The sequence below is a fragment of the Pseudomonas sp. CFBP 13602 genome (assembly GCF_014842725.1).
Taxonomy (GTDB): domain Bacteria; phylum Pseudomonadota; class Gammaproteobacteria; order Pseudomonadales; family Pseudomonadaceae; genus Aquipseudomonas; species Aquipseudomonas baltica.
The window spans coordinates 121710-143353 of record NZ_JACYVT010000002.1; the positions used below are offsets into that span (position 1 = coordinate 121710).

The window sequence follows — 21644 nt, forward strand, 5'->3', positions numbered from 1 at the left end:
TGCGCCTTCTCGTAACTCGCGGAGCTTGCTCAGCTCCACTCCTGTTGCCGGCATGGCCTGGCAGCAGGTAGCAAAGGCGTGGCCGAAGCTTAGTTGACAGCTTCTTTCAGGGCTTTACCGGCTTTGAAGCTGGGCTTCTTGGCAGCCGCGATTTCCAGCGCCTTGCCGGTTTGCGGGTTGCGACCGGTGCGCGCCGGGCGATCAGTCACGGAGAACGTACCGAAACCTACCAACACAACCGAATCACCGGATTTAAGGGCGCCCGTCACGGATTCGATCACGGCGTCCAGCGCCTTGCCAGCTGTAGCCTTGGAGATATCAGCAGATGCGGCGATTGCGTCAATCAGTTCCGACTTGTTCACTATAAGTCCCCTTATATCGATATTTTGAGTTGTTTCTAAGTATGTGGTGAAACGTGCGCCGGGTGGCTGTCGAGACAGCAAGTGCCGCTTTATAACAAGGGCTCTAAAAAACTGTCAAGAAAGCCACCCAGTCAAATCAAGGCTCAATGCGTGCTGATTCGTTCCTTGGAATCCGTATCGCGTTTCTCATCCTTGGCGACAATCTCGGGAGCCACATCGGGCAAGGGCTCAGGCGCGTATTGCAGCGCAATTTGCAGGACTTCGTCAATCCATTTAACAGGTTTAATCTGCAGATCCTGTTTGATATTGTCGGGAATTTCCTTGAGATCGCGCACGTTTTCTTCAGGGATGATTACAGTCTTGATTCCACCACGATGGGCCGCCAGCAACTTCTCTTTGAGGCCACCGATGGCCAATACCTGGCCGCGCAGGGTGATCTCGCCGGTCATGGCGACATCGGCACGCACCGGAATCTTGGTCAGGGCCGAAACCAGCGCAGTGCACATGCCGACACCGGCACTCGGACCGTCCTTGGGCGTGGCGCCTTCGGGCATGTGGATATGCGTGTCGTGCTTCTCATGGAAGTCCGGCGCGATACCCAGGCTCTTGGCGCGGCTGCGTACCACCGTCTGCGCCGCCGTGATGGACTCGACCATCACGTCACCCAGCGAACCGGTCTTGATCAGCTGGCCCTTGCCGGGAACCACGGCAGCCTCGATGGTCAGCAACTCGCCGCCCACCTGAGTCCAGGCAAGGCCGGTGACCTGACCCACCTGGTCCTGCTGCTCGGCCAGGCCGTAGCGGAACTTGCGCACGCCCAGCAAGTGCTCCAGCGATTCGGCGGTGACCTTGACGGTGAATTTCTTCAGGTGTGCATGTTCCTTCACCACCTTGCGGCAGATCTTGGCGATCTGACGCTCCAGGCCTCGCACGCCCGCTTCGCGGGTGTAGTAGCGAATGATGTCGCGGATCGCCTCGACGTCGATCTCGACTTCGGTCTTTTTCAAGCCGTTGGCTTCGATCTGCTTGGGCGACAGGTACTTGATCGCGATGTTGATCTTCTCGTCTTCGGTGTAGCCGGGCAGACGGATCACTTCCATCCGGTCGAGCAACGCCGGCGGAATGTTCATCGAGTTCGAGGTGCACAGGAACATCACGTCGGAAAGGTCGTAGTCGACTTCCAGGTAGTGATCGTTGAAATTATGGTTCTGCTCTGGATCGAGCACTTCCAGCAGCGCCGAGGCCGGATCGCCGCGCATGTCGCTGCCCATCTTGTCGATCTCGTCGAGCAAGAACAGCGGATTGCGGACCCCCACCTTGGTCATCTTCTGAATCAGACGACCAGGCATCGAACCGATGTAGGTACGACGGTGACCGCGAATCTCGGCTTCGTCGCGAACACCGCCCAAGGCCATGCGCACGAACTTGCGGTTGGTGGCATGGGCGATGGATTCGGCCAGGGAGGTCTTGCCCACACCGGGCGGCCCGACCAGGCACAGCACAGGGCCACGGATTTTCTTCACGCGCTTTTGCACGGCGAGGTATTCGAGGATGCGTTCCTTGACCTCTTCGAGCCCGTAGTGATCGGCATCGAGAATGCTTTCGGCGCGTGCCAGGTCGAGGCGCACCTTGCTCTGCGCCTGCCAAGGCACCTGCACCAGCCAGTCGATATAAGTCCGCACCACCGTTGCTTCTGCAGACATCGGCGACATCTGCTTGAGCTTGTTCAACTCGGCCGTGGCCTTGGCCAGGGCGTCCTTGGGCAGGCCCGCCGCGTCGATGCGCTTTTTCAGCTCTTCGACTTCGTTGTGCCCTTCCTCGCCATCGCCCAGCTCTTTCTGAATGGCCTTCATCTGCTCGTTCAGATAGTACTCGCGCTGGCTGCGCTCCATCTGCTTCTTGACCCGCCCGCGAATGCGCTTCTCGACCTGCAGCAGGTCGATCTCGGCATCCAGCAGTGCCAGTACGTGTTCGACACGCGCCGGCAACTCGATGATCTCGAGGATCTCCTGCTTCTGTTCGATTTTCAGCGCCATGTGCGCGGCCATGGTGTCGACCAGGCGGCCAGGCTCATCGATGCTGTTCAGCGAGGACAGCACCTCGGCAGGGACCTTCTTGCCCAGCTGCACGTACTGCTCGAACTGACCCAGCAGCGTGCGCACGAACACTTCGGACTCGCGATCCGGCGCATCGACTTCGTCGATCAATTGCACTTCGGCGCGAACGTGGCCGTTGATCTCCAGGAACTGCTCGACGCTGCCGCGCTGCTCGCCTTCGACCAGCACCTTGACGGTGCCGTCAGGCAGCTTGAGCAGCTGCAGAACGGTGGCAACGGTACCGACACGGTACAGGGCGTCCTCACCTGGATCATCATCGGCGGGATTCTTCTGCGCGAGCAAAAGGATCTGCTTTTCGCCAGACATCGCCGCCTCGAGGGCTTCGATGGACTTCTCACGACCCACAAACAGCGGGATAACCATATGCGGATAGACGACGACATCACGCAATGGCAGGAGAGGCAATTCGATGGTTGTCTTCATGATTTCGCCTCTACAGCGGCCCCGAAGGCCGTAAACAGATGGAATTGAGCATGCCTTCAATGTGGGGGCTCGCCCCGCAAAAAACAAGTTCACTGTCTGAAAAACGAAAGGGGCCCGTAGGCCCCTTCCTTGTTCCAGCTCAGATTGTCGATCAGGCGTCGGGTGCAGCCTTCGCCGGCGGCTCGCTGTTTTCGTAGATCAACAGCGGCTTGGACGTCCCTTCGATCACGCTCTCATCGATGACCACTTTGCTTACATCGGTCTGCGAAGGAATTTCATACATGGTGTCGAGCAGAACGCCTTCGAGAATCGAACGCAGGCCTCGCGCACCAGTCTTGCGCTCAAGAGCACGACGAGCAACGGACTTCAAGGCATCGCTGCGGAACTCGAGATCCACACCTTCCATTTCGAACAACTTGCCGTACTGCTTGGTCAGCGCGTTCTTCGGTTCGGTAAGGATCTGGATCAGTGCCGCCTCGTCCAGTTCGTCCAGCGTTGCCAGAACCGGCAGACGACCGACGAACTCGGGGATCAGCCCGAACTTGACCAGATCGTCCGGCTCCACTTCACGCAGCGACTCGCCGACCTTCTTGCCTTCCTGCTTGCTGCGCACCTGGGCACCGAAACCAATACCACCCTGGGTGGAGCGATTCTGGATGACTTTTTCCAGGCCGGAAAATGCACCACCACAGATGAACAGGATGTTGCGCGTGTCGACCTGCAGAAACTCCTGCTGAGGATGCTTGCGACCACCTTGCGGCGGTACCGAGGCAACGGTGCCCTCGATCAGCTTCAACAGCGCCTGCTGCACGCCTTCGCCCGAAACGTCACGGGTGATGGACGGGTTGTCCGACTTGCGCGAAATCTTGTCGATTTCGTCGATGTAGACGATGCCCATCTGGGCTTTCTCTACGTCGTAGTCGCACTTCTGCAGCAGCTTCTGGATGATGTTCTCGACGTCCTCACCCACGTAACCGGCTTCGGTCAGGGTGGTGGCATCGGCGATGGTGAACGGAACGTTGAGCAGGCGAGCCAGTGTTTCAGCCAGCAAGGTCTTGCCCGAACCGGTCGGGCCGATCAGCAGGATGTTGCTTTTGCCGAGCTCGACGTCGTCGTTCTTCTTGTCACGCTGGTTCAAGCGCTTGTAGTGGTTGTACACCGCTACCGCCAGAACCTTCTTCGCGCGCTCCTGGCCAATCACATACTGATCCAGGATGCCGCTTATTTCTTTGGGCGAGGGCAATTTATGCGCGCTGCTCTCGGCCTGGGCTTCCTGCACCTCCTCGCGGATGATGTCGTTGCACAGGTCGACGCACTCGTCGCAGATAAAGACCGAGGGGCCGGCAATCAATTTGCGCACTTCATGCTGGCTTTTGCCACAGAAGGAGCAATAGAGCAGCTTGTTGCCGTTGTCCTCGCCGTTGCGGGTGTCAGTCATTCGATCGATCCAAATCCGATAGGCTTGCAACACAAGATGAAGGCTATTGCGGGCTTTTTCAAGCCCACAGGTGGCTGACATGGCCACCACCCCCATCTGGCTGCTTAGGCGGGCAAGTTGCGCTTGGACATCACAGAGTCGATCAAACCGTAATCGACCGCACGCTCGGCGCTCATGAAATTGTCGCGGTTGGTGTCCTTCTCGATGGTCTCGATGCTCTGGCCGGTGTGGTGCGCCAGCAGCGAATTGAGACGCTCGCGAATGAACAGGATTTCCTTGGCATGGATCTCGATGTCCGAGGCCTGGCCCTGGAAACCGCCCAGCGGCTGGTGAATCATCATGCGCGAGTTGGGCAGGCAATGACGCTTGCCCGCGGCGCCACCGGCAAGCAGGAACGCGCCCATGCTGCAGGCCTGGCCGATGCAGGTGGTGGACACGTCCGGCTTGATGAACTGCATGGTGTCGTAGATCGACATCCCCGCCGTCACCGACCCGCCTGGTGAGTTGATGTAGAGATGGATGTCCTTGTCCGGGTTTTCCGCCTCAAGGAACAGCAACTGCGCGGCGACTAGGTTGGCCATGTAGTCTTCCACAGGGCCGATCAGGAAGATCACTCGTTCCTTGAGCAGGCGCGAGTAGATGTCGTACGCACGTTCGCCACGAGCCGATTGCTCGATAACCATCGGGACCAGGCCGCCTGCGGCCTGGATGTCAGAGCTCTGCTGAATATAAGAATTGCGGGACATGTCTCGCACTCACTCCCAAATAGTCATGTCTTGAATACGCATAAGCCAGCGCGAAGGCTGGCTTATGGTGTTTTCGAACCTCAGAGAACGATCACTCGGCTTGTGCTGCTTCCGCCGGCTTGACCGCTTCTTCGTAAGAGACCGACTTGTCGGTCACCTTGGCTTTCTGCAGAACAGTATCCACAACTTGTTCTTCCAGCACAACCGAACGGACTTCGTTCAGCTGCTCATCATTTTTGTAGTACCACGATACAACTTGCTCAGGCTCCTGGTAGGCCGAGGCCATTTCCTGGATCAGCTCGCGCACGCGTGCTTCGTCCGGCTTGAGTTCGTTCTGCTTGACCACTTCGGCAACGATCAGGCCCAGCACGACGCGACGCTTGGCTTGCTCGGTGAACAGCTCGGCCGGCAATTGGTCAGGCTTGATGTTGCCGCCAAACTGCTGCACGGCTTGAACGCGCAGACGGTCGACTTCGTTGTCGAGCAGCGCCTTGGGCACTTCGATCGGGTTGGTCGATACCAGACCGTCCATGACCTGATTCTTGATCTTGGCCTTGATTGCCTGACGCAGCTCGCGCTCCATGTTCTTGCGAACTTCGGCGCGGAAGCCGTCGAGACCGGTTTCCTTGATGCCGAACTGGCCGAAGAACTCTTCGTTCAGCTCTGGCAGTTTGGCTTCGGAAACGCTGTTGACGGTGACGGTGAACTCGGCGGCCTTGCCGGCCAGCTCGAGGTTCTGGTAGTCCTCGGGGAAGCTCAGGTTCAGGACCTTCTCTTCACCGGCCTTGGCGCCGACCAGGCCGTCTTCGAAACCAGGAATCATGCGGCCCGAACCCAGAACCAGCTGGGTACCTTTGGCGGAACCACCGGAGAACTCTTCGCCTTCGATCTTGCCGACGAAGTCGATGTTCAGCTGGTCTTCGGTCTGCGCGGCGCGATCGGTCTGCTCGTAGCGTACGTTCTGCTTGCGCAGCACTTCGAGCATGTTGTCCAGGTCGCTGTCGGCGACGTCGGCGCTCAGACGCTCGACTTCGATGCTGTCGAACGCGCCGACTTCGAACTCGGGGAACACTTCGAAGGTGGCGATGTATTCCAGGTCCTTGCCCTTCTCGAACACTTTCGGCTCGACGGCGGGTGCGCCGGCTGGATTGAGCTTCTGCTCGACCACGGCTTCATAGAAGGAAGCCTGGATGACGTTGCCCAGGGCTTCCTGGCGCGCGTCAGCCTCGTAGCGCTGACGGATGACGCTCATAGGCACCTTGCCTGGACGGAAGCCCGGGATCTTGGCGTTACGGGCGGTCTGTTGCAGACGCTTGTTGACTTCGGCCTCGATGCGCTCGGCGGGAACGCCGATGGTCATGCGGCGCTCGAGAGCGGAAGTGTTTTCAACAGAAACTTGCATGGATTTTCCTCGTTGCACAGACGTTAGCCGGCCATTTCCGACCCCAGATCAAGGGCAAGCATTCTAGAGGCTCGAACTCAAGAAGTCACCCTATGCACATGGATGCGCACAAAGTCGCTGAAGAAACCGTCAAACGGCAGCAAAAGAAGGCTGGCCCAGGCCTGCAAATGCCCTGACGGACAAGTTTTGCAAGATAATCTCAGGCTCGCTGGTATCCTATGCAAAGGATAAAGCCATTACCTTGCACTTCCACGTGGAGATCTCGGCCATTCTGTCGCTTCCCGTAGCAACCTCTATTCTTGCAGGACCCTCATGGCCATAAGCCCTGACACGCCGGTCTCCCTCGCCAATTGCGAGGACGAGCCCATTCATCGGCCCGGGGCCATTCAGCCTCACGGCGCGCTGATCGCACTGGACGGCGAAGGTCGCGTGCTGACTCGCAGCGCCAACCTGATGGCCATCACCGGATTGGATGTATTGCCGGGCACTACCCCGAACAGCGAACTGCTGGGCGCCGATGCCCTGGCCTTGATCGCCGAGGGCCTTGCCAGCAGTGATCACTGGGCGAACAGCGTCGAGAGTGTCCTGCTTGGCCGCCTGTTCGACGTGGTTGCCCATCGCCATCTGCAGGTCCTGTATCTGGAGTTCGAGCCGCGTCGGACCGCCAGCGGCTCGTTCAGCCAGTTCGCCCTGTACGCGCAGCGCATCATCAGCCAGATGCAGAACCGCCACGACATCGACGCACTGCTGAGCCGCGTGACTGCCGAAATCCGCAACATGACAGGTTTCGACCGGGTCATGGCCTACCGTTTTCGCCCCGACCTGTCTGGCGAAGTCATCGCCGAGGCCCACCGCGAAGACCTCGAGAGCTACCTGGGCCAGCGCTACCCGGCATCGGACATCCCTGCCCAGGCACGCCTGCTTTATATACTCAACCCGATTCGCCTGATCGCCGACGTGGCCTATGCGCCAGCGCCGTTGACGCCGTCCTTGGATCCACGGACCGGCCAGCCGTTCGACCTCAGCTTCAGCACCCTGCGCAGCGTTTCGCCGATTCACTGCGAATACCTGACCAACATGGGCGTGCGCGCCTCGATGAGCGTGTCGATCGTCGTCGGCGGCAAGCTGTGGGGGCTGTTCTCCTGCCATCACATGGCACCCAAGACGATGGCGCATCCATTGCGCATGTCTTTTCAGGTCATCTCGCAGGTGTGCAGCGCGCTGGTCGAGCGGTTGGAACACAACCTGGCCACCCAGACCTTGAAGCAGGCGAGCGACCAGCAACAAAAACTCATGACCCTGGCGCGCGACTCCGAAGACCTGGTCAGTGCATTGGCGGGCGAGCCGGACAACATTGCCGCGCTGATACCCTGCGATGGCGCCGCAGTGGTCATGTCGGGTCGCACCCAAAGCATCGGCGGGCACTTCGACCCACTGTGTCGCCAGGTGCTGGAGCACGTCGAGCAGGACCCGAACCTCGAGGTCTTCCACACCGACAATTGGCAGGGTTCAGAGAGTGAACGCAATACCAGCGGCTACTGCGGCATTCTGGCGGTCCGTTTCCATCGCCAGGAATCGGGCTGGGTGATGTGGCTGCGCAAGGAAGAAATCAACAATGTGCGCTGGGGCGGCAAGCCGGAGAAAATCATCAAGGTCGGGCCGTCCGGGCCACGCCTGACGCCACGGGGCTCCTTCGAGGCTTGGGAAGAAGTGGTGCGTGGGCGTTCGGCCAACTGGGGCGATACCGATATCACCATTGCCGAGAAGCTGCGACGCGACCTGGTCGAATTGTGCCTGAGCCGTGCCAGCGAGATCGATGGCATGCGTCAGCGCCTGATCGCCATGCTCGGCCATGACCTGCGCAATCCGCTGCAGTCGATTTCCATGGCTGCGGCCATGTTGTCCTCGAGCGAGACGCGCGACACCGAACTGCGCAAGCACATCAGCCACTCCAGTGGTCGCATGGAACGGCTGATCAGCCAGATCCTTGAGATGAGCCGCCTGCAGTCCGGCCTCGGCATCATGGTCAATCGGGTCGAAACCGATCTGTCGGCGCTGGTCGAAAGCATCGTCGATGAGACAGCGGTGGCTTTCCCTGGCCTGACCATCGAGGCACGCATCCAACCGGATGTGCGCGCCATGGTCGATCCGGACCGCTACGCGCAGGTCATCACCAACCTGCTGGGCAACGCCCGCTACCATGGCACGCCGGATACGCCGGTACTGATCAGCTTGAGCACGGAGCAAAACAACACGCGGCTGTCGGTCCTCAACCAGACCACCCCGGTGGCCCCCGAGCGCCTGTCGACGCTGTTCCAGCCGTTCAAGCCGCACAGCAGTGAAAACCTGCGCAACAAGAACGGCCTGGGGATCGGGCTGTACATTTCTCAGGCCATCGCGGTTGCGCACAGTGGCAACCTGAGCGTCGAGCAGAACGGCAATGTCATCACCTTCAGCATGGTCCAGCCCGTGGAGGCGTGACTCGTCGACTGAAACGCAGACACGAAAAAGCCGCCCGAAGGCGGCTTTCACGTTGCGCAGCAGGCCTAGGCCTGGCTGTACGGGTTGGTGCGGACGAAGAGACTCGAACTCTTACACCTTGCGGCGCTGGAACCTAAATCCAGTGTGTCTACCAATTCCACCACGTCCGCGTGTAGCTTTTAAAGCAAAGGCGCCGGATCGGTAAGAATCGGGCGCCTTTCGGAATATGGGGTGGACGATGGGGATCGAACCCACGACAACAGGAGTCACAATCCTGTGCTCTACCAACTGAGCTACGCCCACCATATTGCGTTTACTGCGTTACTTGTGCCAAAGCTGCCTAATGGCGCACCCGGCAGGACTCGAACCTGCGACCATCCGCTTAGAAGGCGGATGCTCTATCCAGCTGAGCTACGGGCGCTTTTGAGTCTGTAGTCCTTGCAGATTACAAATCCAGAGCTTCAGTCGGTGATGACAAACAAGCCTTGAAACCGCCTGTTTTGCTCTACCTTCTTCACCAGTGCTAGGCCCTGCCCGACAAGTGCGACGAATGTTATAGGCGAGCCTTGGGGTCGTCAACTCTTTTTTGAAAAAAATTCATTTAATTAAAGGGCTTAGGAGGTTTCGCGAAGCAAGCGCCTTTGCCCTGGGCGTGCGACATGCGAGAATGCGCGCACATTTTCATTCCTTTTCGATGGTTAATCACGCGTCATGACTGCACAACTTATCGACGGCAAGACGATCGCCGCCAACCTGCGTCGGCAGATCGCTCATCAGGTTGCCGAGCGTCGTCGGCAAGGCCTGCGCACGCCGGGCCTTGCGGTGATTCTGGTGGGTACCGACCCCGCGTCCCAGGTCTATGTTTCGCACAAGCGCAAGGACTGCGAGGAAGTCGGTTTCGTTTCCCGGGCCTTCGACCTGCCGAGCACCACCTCGCAGATTGAGCTCGAGACGCTGATCGACACGCTCAATGCCGACACCGAGATCGACGGCATTCTGTTGCAGTTGCCGCTGCCCGAGCATCTGGACGCCTCGCTGCTGCTCGAGCGCATCCGTCCGGACAAGGACGTCGATGGTTTCCATCCCTATAACGTCGGCCGCCTGGCCCAGCGCATTCCGTTGCTGCGTCCGTGCACGCCCAAGGGCATCATGGCCCTGCTGGAAAGCACTGGCCAGGATCTGTATGGCATGGACGCGGTAGTGGTGGGTGCCTCCAACATCGTTGGCCGACCGATGGCCATGGAGTTGCTGCTGGCAGGCTGCACCGTGACCGTGACCCATCGGTTCACCAAGGACCTGGCGGGCCACGTGGGCCGCGCCGATCTGGTGGTGGTTGCCGCGGGCAAGCCAGGGCTGGTGAAGGGCGAATGGATCAAGGAAGGTGCGATCGTGATCGACGTGGGCATCAATCGCCAGGCCGATGGCAAGCTGGTGGGCGACGTGGTGTATGACACTGCCCTGCCCCGTGCCGGCTGGATCACTCCAGTCCCAGGCGGCGTAGGTCCGATGACTCGCGCCTGCCTGCTGGAAAACACCCTGTATGCGGCAGAAACGCTGCACCAGTGACGTAAGCCCTGATGCGCGCTGCATCCGTTGCACCGCAGCGCGGCTTTCGCGGCCGCTGACCGCGCCTGCGGGGGTATCCATCTTCCGTAGGAGCGGCCTGTGGCCGCGAAAAGGACAGCGCGGTGTGGCAGGCCAATCGCAGCGCGGCTTTCCTGGCCGCTGACCGCGCCTGCAGCTACTTTCTTGCATCCTCCCACGACTTGACCAGTTCGGCGTAGCCCACGGTCTGACCTTGCGGTTTTTCGTTGGCCAGTTTAGGCTTGGGTGCGCCGGGCTGGTCGAACCAGTACTGGGCGTCGCGCTCGGGGTTCATCTTCGGCCCGCACACGGGTTGCACCTTGCTGCGCTCCAGGCGGGTCATGATCGCGTCCTGGTCCTTGGCCAGGCCATCGAGCGCCTGCTGTGGGGTCTTTTCGCCGCTGGCTGCCTCGGAAATGTGGCTCCACCACAACTGCGCCAGACGCGGATAGTCAGGCACGTTGGTGCCGGTCGGGGTCCATTGCACGCGAGCCGGGCTGCGGTAGAACTCCACCAGGCCACCCAGCTTGGGTGCCAGATCGGTCATGGCCTGGGAATTGATGTCCGATTCGCGAATCGGCGTCAGGCCGACGATGGTCTTTTTCAGCGAGACCGTCTTCGACGTCACGAACTGCGCGTACAGCCAGGCTGCCAGGCGCTGTTTCTCGGGCGTCGACTTGAGGAAGGTCCAGGCGCCGGTGTCCTGATACCCCAGCTTCATGCCCTCTTCCCAGTACGGGCCCTTGGGCGAAGGTGCCATGCGCCATTTCGGCGTGCCATCGCCATTCATCACCGGCAGGCCAGGCTTGGTCATGTCTGCAGTGAAGGCGGTGTACCAGAAGATCTGCTGGGCGATGTTGCCCTGGGCCGGTACCGGGCCGGATTCGGAGAAGGTCATGCCCTGAGCTTCGGGCGGTGCGTAGGCACGCATCCAGTCGACGTATTTCTGCGTCGCATAGACGGCTGCCGGGCCGTTGGTGTCGCCGCCACGGGTCACGCTGGAACCCACCGGATGGCAGTCCTCCACGCGAATGCCCCACTCGTCCACCGGCAAGCCGTTGGGCAGGCCCTTGTCGCCACCGCCGGCCATGGAGAACCAGGCATCGGTGAAGCGCCAACCCAGCGAGGGGTCTTTCTTGCCGTAGTCCATGTGCCCGTAGATGCGTTTGCCGTCGATCTCCTTGACGTCCTCGGAGAAGAACTTGGCGATGTCCTCGTAAGCCGACCAGTTGACCGGGACACCGAGTTCGTAGCCGTAGATTTCCTTGAACTTCTTCTTCAGTTCCGGGCGCTCGAACCAGTCGGCACGGAACCAGTACAGGTTGGCGAATTGCTGGTCGGGTAGTTGATAGACCTTGCCGTCGGGCGCGGTGGTGAACGAGATGCCGATGAAATCCTTGAGGTCGAGGGTCGGCGAGGTAGCCTTCTTGCCCTCGGGACTGGCCATCATGTCGGTGATCGATTCGCTCTTGCCGTAGCGAAAGTGGGTACCGATCAAATCCGAATCGTTGACCCAGCCATCGTAGATGTTCTTGTCCGACTGCATCTGCGTCTGCAGCTTCTCGACCACATCGCCTTCCTGCAACAGGTCGTGGGTGAGCTTGATCCCGGTGATCTCGCTGAACGCCTTGGCCAGGGTCTTGGCTTCGTATTCATGGGTGGTGAGGGTTTCGGACACCACGTTGATGCTCATGCCTCGGAACGGCTTGGCGGCCTCGATGAACCATTGCATCTCCGCCATCTGCTGCTCGGGCGTGAGGGTGGATGGCTTGAATTCGGCGCCTACCCATTTCTTCGCCGCGTCTTCATAGGCATCCGCCCAAGCCGCGGCGCTCAGTCCGGCACACGCCAGCGCGGTCGCCAGGGCAATGCTATGTCGCAGTTTGTTGTTGTTCTTGTACATAGTGACCTCCTGTTTGGAATTTTTGCGTCGCGCAGACCCGTGTGGCTCAGCCCCAACGCATTACCGCCAGCAACCACACCAGGGACAGCGCCGAGGCGACCCAGATGCTCCAGTCGGTAACGCCGATCACCAGCAGGTGCAGGTAGGCGCTACCGAGAAGACCGATGAACAACCGATCGCCGCGAGTGGTCGCGATCGGCAGGAACCCGCGCCGCTCGGTGCAGGGCGAGCGCAATTCGTAGAACGTCATGCCGGCGAGCAACAGCGCGATGGCGCCGAAGAACAGGGCAGTCGGTAGAGTCCAGGCCATCCACTCCATCACAGGCTCCTCATACGCGGCCCAGGGCGAAGCCCTTGGCCACATGGTTGCGAACGAACCAGATCACCAGCATGCCGGGCACGATGGTCAGCACGCCGGCCGCAGCCAGCACACCCCAGTCGATGCCCGAGGCTGAAACGGTACGGGTCATCACCGCCGCGATCGGCTTGGCATTGACCGAAGTCAGGGTGCGCGCCAGGAGCAATTCCACCCACGAGAACATGAAGCAGAAGAAGGCCGTTACACCGATACCCGAGCCAATCAGCGGCATGAAGATCTTCACGAAGAATTTCGGAAAGCTGTAGCCATCGATGTAGGCGGTTTCGTCGATCTCCTTCGGCACGCCGGACATGAAGCCTTCGAGAATCCACACCGCCAGCGGTACGTTGAACAGGCAGTGCGCGAGCGCGACGGCGATGTGCGTGTCGAACAGGCCGATGGATGAGTACAGCTGGAAGAACGGCAGCAGGAACACCGCAGGCGGCGCCATGCGGTTGGTCAGCAGCCAGAAGAACAGGTGCTTGTCGCCTAGAAAGCGGTAACGCGAAAACGCATAGGCCGCCGGCAGCGCGACGCTGAGCGAGATCAGCGTGTTGAGGCTCACGTAGTACAGCGAATTGATGTAGCCGGTGTACCAGCTGGGGTCGGTGAAGATCACCCGATAGTTGGCCAGGGTGAATTCGTGGGGAAACAGGGTCAGCCCGCCGAGGATTTCACCGTTGCTCTTGAACGACATGTTCAGCAACCAGTAGATGGGCACCAGCAAAAACAGGATGTACAGCAGCAGGGGAATCAGTTTGCGTTTGCTCATGGCTGCCTCAACCTTGCTTGTCGTTGTGGGTCATGGCGGTATAGAACAGCCATGACACCAGCAGGATGATCAGGAAGTACACCAGCGAGAAGGCCGCGGCCGGGCCCAGGTCGAACTGACCCACGGCCATCTGCGTCAGGGTCTGGCTGAGGAACGTGGTGGCGTTGCCCGGCCCGCCACCGGTCAGCACGAAGGGTTCGGTGTAGATCATGAAGCTGTCCATGAAGCGCAGCATGACCGCGATCAGCAGCACGCTTTTCATCTTCGGCAACTGGATGTGCCGGAACACCGCCCAGTTCGAGGCACGGTCGATACGCGCAGCCTGGTAGTAGACGTCGGGGATGGCGCGCAGGCCCGAATAGCACAGCAGCGCCACCAGCGAAGTCCAGTGCCACACATCCATGACCAGCACCGTGACCCAGGCGTCCACGGTGTTGGACGCATAGTTGTAGCTGATGCCCATGGCGTTGAGCGTGTAGCCCAGCAAGCCGATGTCGGCGCGGCCGAAGATCTGCCAGATGGTGCCTACCACGTTCCACGGAATCAGCAGCGGAATGGCCATGACGATCAGGCACAGCGACGACCAGCGGCCCTTGGCCGGCATGGTGAGGGCGATGGCGATGCCCAGGGGTATCTCGATCAGCAGCACGCAGCCCGAATAGATGAACTGGCGCAGCAGCGAATCGTGCAGGCGCGGGTCCTGCAGGACCTGACGGTACCAGTCGGCGCCAACGAAGTAGCGGCTGGACTGGTCGAAGATGTCCTGCACCGAATAGTTGACCACGGTCATCATCGGAATCACGGCGCTGAACGCCACCAGCAGGAACACCGGCAGCACCAGCCACCAGGCCTTGTTGTTCTGAACCTTGTTCATGGCTTCACCTCCAGCAGGCGGTCATCGGCATAGACCATCAGCCACTGCGCGGGAAAGCTGATGAACACCGTGCCCTCGGGCACGGTGCGGTCCTCGGGCAAACGCACCTTGAAGGTCTGGCCGCCGAGCAGCAGGGTGAGAATCTTGTAGGTGCCCAGGTCTTCCAGATGGACCCGCTCGCTGTGCAGGGCCGCCTCGAAGCCTTCGTCCCAGACCCGGATGAACTCGGGACGGATGCCGATCTGCAGGCGTTGCCAGCCGCCCTGGGCAATGCGCGCCTGCAAGGCCTCCGACAAGGGCACATGAATGCCGCCGAAACCGACCCCACCACGCTCGGGCTGGACATCGACGAGGTTCATGCCGGGGCTGCCGATGAAGTAGCCGACGAAGGTGTGCGCCGGTCGCTCGAACAGCTCGCGCGGGGTGCCGAACTGGACGATCTGGCCGCCGTACATGACCGCGATCTTGTCGGCGAAGGTGGAGGCCTCGAGCTGGTCGTGGGTGACATAGACCATGGTGATGTTGAACTGCTCGTGGATCTGCTTGAGCTTGCGCCGCAGTTTCCATTTCAGGTGCGGGTCGATGACCGTCAGCGGTTCATCGAAGAGGATCGCCGAGACGTCGTCGCGTACCAGGCCACGGCCCATCGACACCTTTTGCTTCTCGTCGGCGCTGAGGTTGCGCGCCTTGCGCTGCAGCAGGCGCTGCAGGTCGAGCACTTCGGCCACTTCCTGCACCCGAGCGTGAACCTGTTCCTCGGACTTGCCCTGGTTGCGCAAGGGGAACGCCAGGTTGTCGAATACCGTCATGGTGTCGTACACCACCGGGAACTGGAACACCTGGGCGATGTTGCGCTGCTCGGGCGGCAGTTCGTTGACCACTTTGCCGTCGAACAGCACCTGCCCGTGGGACGGGCTGAGCAACCCGGAAATGATGTTGAGCAAGGTCGATTTGCCGCACCCGGACGGGCCGAGCAAGGCATAGGCGCCGCCCTGCTCCCAGATGTGATCCATCTCGCGGATGGCATAGTCTTCGGGCCCCGCCGGGTGGGCGCTGTAGCTGTGGGCCAGGTGCTGCAGACGTATCTCGGCCATCAGGCAGCCCTCGCTACACGCAGGCCGGGGGCCTGGACCAGTTGCCCGTCGAGCTGGAACACGAACAGCTTGTGGGTCGGGATGTACACCGGGATGGCTGCGTCCACCGCATAGTCGTGAACGCCCGGCAGGTGCAGCACCAGCGAAAAGTACTCGTTGCGTACGTGCAGGAAGGTTTCCGAGCCGCTGATTTCCGCAAGTTCCACGGTGACCGCCAGCTCCAGGTCATCGTCGTTGCTGGGTGTCAGGCCGATGTGGCTGGGTCGTACGCCGAAGCGGTAATCGCCATCGGGGACCCCGGACAGGTCGAGATTGCGGGCGAAGTGCACGAAGTTGGCGAAGCTGACCTCCTGGCCACCGATGCGACCTTCGATCAGGTTGATCGGCGGTTCGGAAAACAGCTCGGCCGCGAGCACAGTGGCTGGCCGGTGGTAGACCTCCGGCGTTCTGCCACTCTGGATCACCCGCCCCTCGTGAAGAATGGTGGTGGTGCCGCCCAACGCCAGGGCTTCGTTGGGCTCGGTGGTGGCGTACACGGCAATGGTATGGCGGGTCAGGAACAGTTCACGCATTTCGAAACGAAGTTCTTCGCGCAGCTTGTAGTCCAGGTTCACCAGCGGTTCGTCGAACAGGATCAGCTCGGCATCCTTGACCAGCGCGCGCGCCATGGCCGTACGCTGCTGCTGGCCGCCGGACAATTCCAGCGGGTGGCGCTTGAGGAACGGCTCGATACGCAACATGCGTGCGGTCTGCAGCACACGCTCCTCGATCTGCTCGCGGGCCATGCCAGCCTGGCGCAGCGGCGAGGCAATGTTGTCGAAGACGGTCATGGTCGGGTAGTTGATGAACTGCTGGTAGACCATGGAGACGTTGCGCTGGCGCACCGGCTTGCCGGTCACGTCCACACCGTTCATCAACACCCGGCCCTGGTCGGGTTTGTCCAGGCCGGCCATCAGGCGCATCAAGCTGGTCTTGCCGGACAACGTGCGCCCCAGGAGGACATTGAACGAACCGGGTTCCAGCACCAGCGATGCATTGTCGATGTACAGCTGGTTTTCCACACGACGAGTGACCTGCTCGAGCACAAGGGACATGGCGGCGCCTTTTTTATTATTGGAAGCGGTTGCGGCTTCGCATCGGTACGACTGCTGGCAAACCCAGAGCGATAAGCGTGCCAATTGCCGCCAGTCAAGGCTGAAAGCGCCAGCCAAACGGTTCGAGGGTATGTGTCACAGGCAGGCGGGGTTCACCACTGAACAAAAATGAACGCCTGGCGCATTGACAATGAACAACCGTGAACAACACTGCATGAACAAAAACAACAAGGCCGCGTGCCGGGATACTCGAACCATGTCCGTATCCAATCCAATGCTTGCCCATGACCGGCTCATCCACGACTCCTGGGCACGCTGTCGCGAAGCGGGGCTTGAGCACCATCACGCGCCGCGCTTCGAGCCGCTGCCACGGGCCGCGTTGCAACAGATGCTCGAACGCCACCAGGCGCTGCTGCACACCACCCATCGCGAGGTGTTGCCCTACTACGAACACATCCTGGGCAATTCGCGCTGCCTGATTCGGCTGGCCGACCCGCAGGCGCGCGTGCTCAGGTCGTGGGGAGAGCAGCCGGGCGCTACCCACAGCCATGCCGGTTTCGTCCCCGGCGCGTCCTGGCTGGAAACATCGGCCGGGACCAATCCGATCGGCACTGCGCTAGCCTGCCGCCAGGCCGTGCACGTCGAGCCCGACGAGCACTTTCTGCTTGCCAACCGCTTGATGAACGGCTCGGCGTCACCGATCTTCGACGCGCAACGGCGATTGGTCGCGGTGCTGGACGTTTCCAGCGACAGTCACCTGCCGCCTTCGCACACGCTCGGGCTGGTGAAGATGATGAGCCAGACGGTGGAGAATCGTCTGATTCTCGAGGCGTTCGCCGACCGGCATCACCAATTGATCTTCAATACCGGAGTCAACAACCTCGACAGCCAGTGGGCCGGACTGCTGGTGTTCGACGACAACGGTTGCGTGCTGGCGGCCAATCGTCGTGCCGACAGCCTGCTGGGTGTCGAGCTTCCGGGCTTGACCGTGCAGCAGGTGTTCCGGCTGACGCCGCAGGCACTGCTCGACCACCCGCCGGAGCGCACGTTCGCCCTGCAACCGCCAGGGCGCAACCGGTTGCAGTGTCTGCTCAAGAAGCCGGTTTTACCGTGCCCGGCGCCGGCTGCAGCGCACCGTGGCACCGACCCGCGCCTGGACAAAGCCATGCAACAGGGTCTGCGCCTGCTGGAAAAGGACGTGCCGTTGCTGCTGCGCGGCGACACCGGTACCGGCAAGGAAGTGCTGGTCAAGGCTCTGCACCGGGCCAGCAGCCGCGCGTCGTGCCCGCTGATTGCGGTCAACTGTGCGGCGATTCCCGCCGAGCTGGTGGAGTCGGAACTGTTCGGCTACGAGCGTGGTGCCTTCACCGGTGCCAGCCAGAAGGGCAGCCCTGGCCTGGTGCGCAAGGCCGACAAGGGCATTCTGTTCCTCGACGAGATCGGCGACATGCCGTTGCCGACACAGGCGCGGCTGCTGCGCGTATTGCAGGAGCGCTGCATCCAGCCGCTGGGCTGTGGCGACCCGATACCGGTCGACATTCGTCTGATTTCCGCGACCCATGAGGATCTGCGCCAGCGGGTGCAGGCCGGCTTGTTCCGCGAAGACCTCTACTACCGCCTGGCTGGCATGACCCTGCACCTGCCGACCCTGCACGCGCGCAGCGACAAGCGCGAGCTCATCGAACAGGTGTGGGAGTCGCACCGCGAACCCCAGCAGAGCGCCGGTTTCAGCGCCGAGGTGTGGGCCGCATTCATGGCCCACCCATGGCCTGGCAACGTGCGTCAGTTGTCTGCGGTGGTCAAGGTCGCGCTGGTCCTGGCCGATGAGGAGGTGATAGGCCTGGACCATCTGCCCGAGGATTTTCTTCGCGAGGCGGGCCAACTGCCGACGCAGGAACAGGCCTTGCCGCGCCCGCTGCTGACCCTGGCCAAGGTCAGTGACCTGGGCGAACTGTTGCAGGCCAACGACGGCAACATCTCGCGTCTGGCCAGGCGCCTGGGAGTCAGCCGCAATACGCTTTACAAGCGTCTGCGCGAACAGGGCCACGCCGGGCACGGCGGCCCGTCAGACCTTGCCGAAGGTCTGCGAGGGCCTGCGCAGGGTCGGGTCGAAGGGGTTCAGCCGTGGGCCGATGGCAGCAGCTTCGCGCTTGAGCAGTTCGACCACGGTGGGTAGACGGTCGGGGCCAAGTCGATCGCTGATGGTGGCAACACTGAGGGCCGCCACCGCGTGGCCGTTGCGGTCGAGTATCGGCACCGCCAGGCCCGCCATGCCGGGCAGCACGCCGGTGTTGCGCGCGGCATAGCCGAGCTTGCGCACGCTGTCGACTTCCGAACGCAACAGCACCTCGTCGTACAGGTGCAGGTCCCTGAGCCGGGGCAGGTTGTAGTGGATCACGGTTTCGCGCTCGTCTTCGGGCAGGAACGCGAGGATCGCCAGGCTGCCTTGCCCTACCCCCAGCGCAACGCGGCCACCGATGTCGCCGGTGAAGGTGCGTATCGGGTAGGGCCCTTCGCTGCGGTCCAGGCAGATGGCATCGAAGCCACTGCGCGCCAGCAGAAACAGCGAGTCACCCAAAGACGCCGACAGCCGCAGCAGGCTGGGGCGCGCCAGTTCGCGCAGGTTGCTGCCATTGCCGGCGCGGGCGGCCAGGGCGAAGAACTCCAGGCTCAGCCGATAGCGCTTGCTGCGTACATCCTGCTCGACCATGCCCTCCTCTACCAGCCCGCGCAACAGGCGGTGCGTAGTGGGTTGCGACAGGCCGATGCGCTCAGCGAGCTGGATGACGCGCTCGCCCTCGGTGGGCGCTGCCGACAATCCACGCAATACGGCAAACAACCGGGAGACACCGCCTGTACCTGGTTCTGAATTCCGCTCAGTGGAATCGTTATTCATATTTTATTCATCCGATTTCATTGAAAGGATTAATCTGAAAATAACCATCCGCTCAGTGAAATAAGCGCTTTCGCCATCCTAGTCTTCGTCCTACTCTGCGTCCACGGGGCGAGACCAACAATAGCCGGCAGCCGACTCAGAACGAGCGCCACCCCATTGCAGGACCCCTTTCGCCTCTGCCCTCGATCAACGCACCGCACATGCGGCCGACAACGACAGGAGGAACGCAGCCATGGCCTTTCTCGAACTTCAAGCACTGTGCAAACGCTACGGACCCGTGCAGGCCGTGGTAGCGACCGACCTGAGCGTCAGCCAGGGCGAGTTCGTCTCGCTGCTCGGCCCTTCGGGTTGCGGCAAGACCACCACGCTGCAGATGATCGCCGGCTTCGTCGATGTCACCAGCGGCCGGATCGTGCTCGACGGCCGCGACATCACCCATGCCAAACCCAGCAGCCGCGGCCTGGGCGTGGTGTTCCAGAGCTACGCGCTGTTTCCGCACATGAGCGTGCGCGACAACGTGGCCTTCGGCCTGAAGATGCGCAAGGTTGGCAGCAGCGACATCCGCACCCGTGTCGACCAGGTGCTGGCGCTGGTGCGCCTGACCGCCCATGCCGACCGTTACCCACGCGAGCTGTCCGGGGGCCAGCGCCAACGGGTGGCCCTGGCTCGGGCCTTGGTGATCCAGCCGCCGGTGCTGCTGCTCGACGAGCCATTGTCCAACCTCGACGCGAGCCTGCGCGAGGAAATGCAGTTCGAGATTCGCCGCATCCAGTGTGAAGTCGGCATCACCACGCTGATGGTGACCCACGACCAGGCCGAAGCCTTATCGATCAGCGACCGGGTGGTGGTGATGCAAGCCGGTCAGGTCACCCAGATCGACGAGCCCTACAAGCTCTACGAGCACCCGCGCACGCCGTTCATTTCCGGTTTCGTCGGCAAGGCCAACCTGCTGCCCGGCGAATACGACGCGCTGGGCCACCCACAGGTCTTGGCACAGGCCGGGGAAGGCGAACTGATGTTGAGCCTGCGCCCGGAGAAGATCGATTTCTGCAACGCCGGTGATGGGCGCATCCAGGGCCGTATCGTGACCCGCTATTTTCTCGGCAGCCAGTGGCTGTACCGCTTGGAAACGGTGCTCGGCGAGATCACCGTGGTGCGTCGCAACGATGGCAGCGCACCGCTGGCCACTGGCGTCACCGTCGGCCTGGACTGGCCGGGCGAGCTGCTTCGAGTGCTCGCCAGCGAGGCCTGCGCATGAGCCGCGGATACCTGCTGTCGGCGCCGGCGCTGGCGCTGTTCGTCGGTCTGCTGATCGTCCCGCTGGGGCTGACCCTGGTGCTGTCGTTCAACCTGTTCGACTACGAAGTGGGGGTCAAGAGCGACAGCTACACGCTGGCCAACTACACCGCCCTGCTCAGCGACGGCTATTTCTACGAGATTTTCTGGCGGACCTTCTGGATCAGCGCTCTGGTGACCTTGCTGTGCGTGGTGATCGGCGTGCCGGAGGCCTACATCCTAAGCCGCATGGGCACGCCGTGGCGCTCGATCTTCCTGATTCTGATCCTGACCCCGCTGCTGATTTCGGTGGTGGTGCGCGCCTTCGGCTGGAGCCTCTTGCTGGGCGCCGATGGCCTGATCAATCAGGCTATCGCAGCGCTGGGCGGGCGGCCGCTGAAAATGCTCTATACACCCTTCGCGGTGATTCTGGCGCTGGTGCACGTGATGTTACCGTTCATGATCATCCCGGTCTGGACCTCGCTGCAGAAGCTCGACCCGGCTGCCGAGCAGGCGGCGCAATCGCTGGGCGCAAGCCAGGCCAAGGTGATGCGCATGGTGGTGCTGCCGCAGATCATGCCCGGCGTGCTGTCGGGCACGCTGATCGTCTTCGGTCTGGCGGCCAGCTCGTTCGCCATTCCCGGGCTGCTCGGCGGGCGCCGCTTGAAGATGGTCGCCACGGTGGTCTACGACCAGTACCTGTCGGAACTCAACTGGCCCATGGGCGCAACCATTGCCGTGGCGCTGTTGCTGGCCAATCTGCTGATCATGCTGTCCTGGAACCGCCTGGTCGAAGGTCGCTACAAGAAAGCCCTGGGGGAATGA

At 61.4% G+C, this 21644-nt stretch carries 16 protein-coding genes, 3 tRNA genes and 1 pseudogene; 5 read left to right on the forward strand and 15 right to left on the reverse strand.

Annotated features, from left to right (window positions below):
• Window positions 1–89: 89 nt before the first annotated feature.
• The 5 genes from IFU31_RS03675 to tig all read right to left on the reverse strand — a co-directional run bounded on the left by IFU31_RS03675 (window position 90) and on the right by tig (window position 6488).
• Window positions 90–362: an HU family DNA-binding protein gene (locus IFU31_RS03675; RefSeq protein ID WP_049858847.1), complete on the reverse strand. Its 273-nt coding sequence runs from the start codon at window positions 360–362 to the stop codon at window positions 90–92.
• Between the two features lie 143 nt (window positions 363–505).
• Window positions 506–2902 carry an endopeptidase La gene (gene lon / locus IFU31_RS03680; protein WP_192058147.1) on the reverse strand — a complete coding sequence of 799 codons (2397 nt, stop codon included), beginning with the start codon at window positions 2900–2902 and terminating at the stop codon, window positions 506–508.
• Window positions 2903–3053: 151 nt separating this feature from the next.
• Window positions 3054–4340: an ATP-dependent Clp protease ATP-binding subunit ClpX gene (gene clpX / locus IFU31_RS03685; protein ID WP_122476011.1), complete on the reverse strand. Its 1287-nt coding sequence runs from the start codon at window positions 4338–4340 to the stop codon at window positions 3054–3056.
• Between the two features lie 104 nt (window positions 4341–4444).
• Entirely contained in the window at window positions 4445–5086 is a 642-nt protein-coding gene (gene clpP, locus IFU31_RS03690; RefSeq protein WP_122476013.1) for an ATP-dependent Clp endopeptidase proteolytic subunit ClpP, read from the reverse strand.
• 91 nt (window positions 5087–5177) lie between these two features.
• Window positions 5178–6488 (reverse strand): trigger factor, encoded by a 1311-nt coding sequence (gene tig, locus IFU31_RS03695; protein ID WP_192102324.1) that lies wholly within the window; start codon window positions 6486–6488, stop codon window positions 5178–5180.
• 312 nt (window positions 6489–6800) lie between these two features.
• Between tig and IFU31_RS03700 the strand changes: the two genes are divergently transcribed.
• On the forward strand, window positions 6801–8969 hold the full coding sequence (locus IFU31_RS03700; protein WP_192053282.1) for a GAF domain-containing protein: 2169 nt from the start codon (window positions 6801–6803) through the stop codon (window positions 8967–8969).
• Between the two features lie 85 nt (window positions 8970–9054).
• On the opposite strand, the gene IFU31_RS03705 is transcribed toward IFU31_RS03700, so the two are convergent.
• The 3 genes from IFU31_RS03705 to IFU31_RS03715 all read right to left on the reverse strand — a co-directional run bounded on the left by IFU31_RS03705 (window position 9055) and on the right by IFU31_RS03715 (window position 9390).
• A tRNA-Leu gene (locus tag IFU31_RS03705) sits at window positions 9055–9139 on the reverse strand.
• 57 nt (window positions 9140–9196) lie between these two features.
• Window positions 9197–9272, reverse strand: a tRNA-His gene (locus tag IFU31_RS03710).
• A 41-nt stretch (window positions 9273–9313) separates the two neighbouring features.
• Window positions 9314–9390: transfer RNA gene (locus IFU31_RS03715), tRNA-Arg, on the reverse strand.
• A 290-nt stretch (window positions 9391–9680) separates the two neighbouring features.
• On the opposite strand from IFU31_RS03715, the gene folD reads away from it, so the two are divergent.
• Complete coding sequence (gene folD, locus IFU31_RS03720) at window positions 9681–10535, forward strand: bifunctional methylenetetrahydrofolate dehydrogenase/methenyltetrahydrofolate cyclohydrolase FolD (RefSeq protein ID WP_122476016.1); 855 nt, start codon at window positions 9681–9683, stop codon at window positions 10533–10535.
• A gap of 175 nt (window positions 10536–10710) precedes the next feature.
• Here the strand turns inward: folD and IFU31_RS03725 are convergent, their stop codons facing one another.
• Genes IFU31_RS03725 through IFU31_RS03750 form a run of 6 tightly spaced genes read right to left on the reverse strand, consistent with a single transcriptional unit; the run spans window position 10711 to window position 16648 of the window.
• The gene (locus tag IFU31_RS03725) at window positions 10711–12456 is read right to left on the reverse strand and encodes an ABC transporter substrate-binding protein (protein WP_122713755.1); all 1746 of its coding nucleotides are present in this window, start codon (window positions 12454–12456) and stop codon (window positions 10711–10713) included.
• 46 nt (window positions 12457–12502) lie between these two features.
• The gene (locus tag IFU31_RS03730) at window positions 12503–12775 is read right to left on the reverse strand and encodes a DUF2160 domain-containing protein (RefSeq protein ID WP_122476019.1); all 273 of its coding nucleotides are present in this window, start codon (window positions 12773–12775) and stop codon (window positions 12503–12505) included.
• Between the two features lie 10 nt (window positions 12776–12785).
• Window positions 12786–13586, reverse strand: coding sequence for a carbohydrate ABC transporter permease (locus tag IFU31_RS03735; protein ID WP_122476020.1), 801 nt, complete (start codon window positions 13584–13586; stop codon window positions 12786–12788).
• Between the two features lie 7 nt (window positions 13587–13593).
• A complete protein-coding gene (locus tag IFU31_RS03740) occupies window positions 13594–14460 on the reverse strand; it encodes a carbohydrate ABC transporter permease (RefSeq protein WP_122476022.1) in 867 nt (288 codons plus the stop codon).
• Window positions 14457–15554: an ABC transporter ATP-binding protein gene (locus IFU31_RS03745; protein WP_192102325.1), complete on the reverse strand. Its 1098-nt coding sequence runs from the start codon at window positions 15552–15554 to the stop codon at window positions 14457–14459. Before IFU31_RS03745 ends, IFU31_RS03740 begins: the two co-directional genes overlap by 4 nt.
• Window positions 15554–16648, reverse strand: coding sequence for an ABC transporter ATP-binding protein (locus tag IFU31_RS03750; protein WP_122476025.1), 1095 nt, complete (start codon window positions 16646–16648; stop codon window positions 15554–15556). The genes IFU31_RS03745 and IFU31_RS03750 overlap by 1 nt, the downstream gene beginning before the upstream one ends.
• A gap of 256 nt (window positions 16649–16904) precedes the next feature.
• Between IFU31_RS03750 and IFU31_RS03755 the strand changes: the two are divergent.
• Window positions 16905–18689 (forward strand): annotated as a pseudogene (locus IFU31_RS03755) (sigma-54-dependent Fis family transcriptional regulator); the annotation flags it as partial.
• A gap of 24 nt (window positions 18690–18713) precedes the next feature.
• Here IFU31_RS03755 and IFU31_RS03760 read toward each other — a convergent pair.
• Complete coding sequence (locus IFU31_RS03760; protein ID WP_192102327.1) at window positions 18714–19544, reverse strand: IclR family transcriptional regulator; 831 nt, start codon at window positions 19542–19544, stop codon at window positions 18714–18716.
• A 232-nt stretch (window positions 19545–19776) separates the two neighbouring features.
• On the opposite strand from IFU31_RS03760, the gene IFU31_RS03765 reads away from it, so the two are divergent.
• Together IFU31_RS03765 and IFU31_RS03770 are read left to right on the forward strand one after the other, a co-directional pair.
• The gene (locus IFU31_RS03765; RefSeq protein ID WP_192102328.1) at window positions 19777–20802 is read left to right on the forward strand and encodes an ABC transporter ATP-binding protein; all 1026 of its coding nucleotides are present in this window, start codon (window positions 19777–19779) and stop codon (window positions 20800–20802) included.
• On the forward strand, window positions 20799–21644 hold the full coding sequence (locus IFU31_RS03770) for an ABC transporter permease (RefSeq protein WP_192102329.1): 846 nt from the start codon (window positions 20799–20801) through the stop codon (window positions 21642–21644). Before IFU31_RS03765 ends, IFU31_RS03770 begins: the two co-directional genes overlap by 4 nt.

What these genes read in the sequence shown, in the direction of transcription:
- lon (WP_192058147.1), bottom strand. Translation starts at nt 2,902, where the DNA reads ATGAAGACAACCATCGAATTGCCTCTCCTGCCATTGCGTGATGTCGTC.
- clpX (WP_122476011.1), bottom strand. Translation starts at nt 4,340, where the DNA reads ATGACTGACACCCGCAACGGCGAGGACAACGGCAACAAGCTGCTCTAT.
- clpP (WP_122476013.1), bottom strand. Translation starts at nt 5,086, where the DNA reads ATGTCCCGCAATTCTTATATTCAGCAGAGCTCTGACATCCAGGCCGCA.
- tig (WP_192102324.1), bottom strand. Translation starts at nt 6,488, where the DNA reads ATGCAAGTTTCTGTTGAAAACACTTCCGCTCTCGAGCGCCGCATGACC.
- IFU31_RS03700 (WP_192053282.1), top strand. Translation starts at nt 6,801, where the DNA reads ATGGCCATAAGCCCTGACACGCCGGTCTCCCTCGCCAATTGCGAGGAC.
- folD (WP_122476016.1), top strand. Translation starts at nt 9,681, where the DNA reads ATGACTGCACAACTTATCGACGGCAAGACGATCGCCGCCAACCTGCGT.
- IFU31_RS03725 (WP_122713755.1), bottom strand. Translation starts at nt 12,456, where the DNA reads ATGTACAAGAACAACAACAAACTGCGACATAGCATTGCCCTGGCGACC.
- IFU31_RS03730 (WP_122476019.1), bottom strand. Translation starts at nt 12,775, where the DNA reads ATGGAGTGGATGGCCTGGACTCTACCGACTGCCCTGTTCTTCGGCGCC.
- IFU31_RS03735 (WP_122476020.1), bottom strand. Translation starts at nt 13,586, where the DNA reads ATGAGCAAACGCAAACTGATTCCCCTGCTGCTGTACATCCTGTTTTTG.
- IFU31_RS03740 (WP_122476022.1), bottom strand. Translation starts at nt 14,460, where the DNA reads ATGAACAAGGTTCAGAACAACAAGGCCTGGTGGCTGGTGCTGCCGGTG.
- IFU31_RS03745 (WP_192102325.1), bottom strand. Translation starts at nt 15,554, where the DNA reads ATGGCCGAGATACGTCTGCAGCACCTGGCCCACAGCTACAGCGCCCAC.
- IFU31_RS03750 (WP_122476025.1), bottom strand. Translation starts at nt 16,648, where the DNA reads ATGTCCCTTGTGCTCGAGCAGGTCACTCGTCGTGTGGAAAACCAGCTG.
- IFU31_RS03760 (WP_192102327.1), bottom strand. Translation starts at nt 19,544, where the DNA reads ATGAATAACGATTCCACTGAGCGGAATTCAGAACCAGGTACAGGCGGT.
- IFU31_RS03765 (WP_192102328.1), top strand. Translation starts at nt 19,777, where the DNA reads ATGGCCTTTCTCGAACTTCAAGCACTGTGCAAACGCTACGGACCCGTG.
- IFU31_RS03770 (WP_192102329.1), top strand. Translation starts at nt 20,799, where the DNA reads ATGAGCCGCGGATACCTGCTGTCGGCGCCGGCGCTGGCGCTGTTCGTC.